This is a genomic window from Streptomyces sp. NPDC058964 (assembly GCF_042741275.1).
GTDB lineage: Bacteria > Actinomycetota > Actinomycetes > Streptomycetales > Streptomycetaceae > Streptomyces.
This window is the reverse complement of sequence record NZ_JBHYKH010000422.1, coordinates 1-1,240: the sequence shown is the minus strand read 5'-3', so window position 1 is coordinate 1,240 and position 1,240 is coordinate 1. Positions and strand designations below refer to the sequence as shown.

Here is a 1,240-nt window from a genome sequence, read left to right as displayed (position 1 = left end):
CACCCCCCGGGGGTGGGGGCCCTCAGTGCGTCCGTCTCCTTCCCGCTGTCCGGCCCGCACCCGATGCCCCCGTCGACGTGTTCGCCAACGGGTCCCCGCCCGAGGCGCCCTGACGGCCCCTCACGCGCGCGTTCGCTCCTCGTGCCGCGGTCGACCCGCGTACGAAAAGCCGCTGAGAGGGGCCTGTTCAGGGGCGTGCGCGGGAATGCCAACGTTCCGGGCCGCGTTGTGGAGTATGAACACGAGGAGGAGCGGTCACAGTGCTTGATCCGCAGGGTTTGTACGCATGGGAGCCGAAGGGGCTGGCCGTCGTCGACATGGCGCTCGCCCAGGAGTCGGCCGGTCTTGTCATGCTCTACCACTTCGACGGATACATCGACGCGGGTGAGACCGGCGACCAGATCGTCGACCGGGTCCTCGACTCGCTGCCCCACCAGGTCGTCGCCCGCTTCGACCACGACCGGCTCGTGGACTACCGGGCGCGCCGGCCGCTGCTGACCTTCGAGCGGGACCGCTGGACCGACTACGAGGAGCCCACCCTTGAGGTGCGGCTCGTCCAGGACGCCACGGGGGCGCCCTTCCTGCTGCTCTCCGGCCCCGAGCCGGACGTCGAGTGGGAACGCTTCGCGGCGGCCGTGCGGCACATCGTGGAGCGCCTCGGCGTCCGCCTCTCCGTGAACTTCCACGGCATACCCATGGGCGTGCCGCACACCCGTCCGGTGGGCCTCACCCCGCACGGCAGCCGCACCGACCTCGTCCCGGGCCACCGCAGCCCCTTCGACGAGGCGCAGGTGCCCGGCAGTGCCGAGGCGCTCGTCGAGTACCGCCTCATGGAGTCCGGGCACGACGTCCTGGGCGTCGCCGCGCACGTGCCGCACTACATCGCCCGCTCCCCTTACCCGGACGCGGCACTGACCGTCCTGGAGGCCGTCACGGCCGCGACCGGTCTGGTCCTGCCGGGTATCGCGCACGCCCTGCGCACGGAAGCGCACCGAACGCAGACGGAGATCGACCGGCAGATCCAGGAGGGCGACGAGGAGCTCACCTCCCTCGTCCAGGGTCTCGAGCACCAGTACGACGCGGCCGCGGGCGCCGAGACCCGTGGCAACATGCTCGCGGAGCCGGTGGACATCCCGTCGGCGGACGAGATCGGACGGGAGTTCGAGCGGTTCCTGGCCGAGCGCGAGGGCGAGAACTAGGGCGGTGCCCGGGCAGTGCCCTGCCGGTCGCAGGCCCTAAG

The 1,240-nt window shown here is 71.8% G+C and carries 1 protein-coding gene; it reads left to right on the top strand.

The window, feature by feature from the left end:
* The first annotated feature begins 260 nt into the window (after positions 1–260).
* Positions 261–1,199: a PAC2 family protein gene (locus ACFW2E_RS35435; RefSeq protein ID WP_384472666.1), complete on the top strand. Its 939-nt coding sequence runs from the start codon at positions 261–263 to the stop codon at positions 1,197–1,199.
* Positions 1,200–1,240 lie beyond the last annotated feature (41 nt).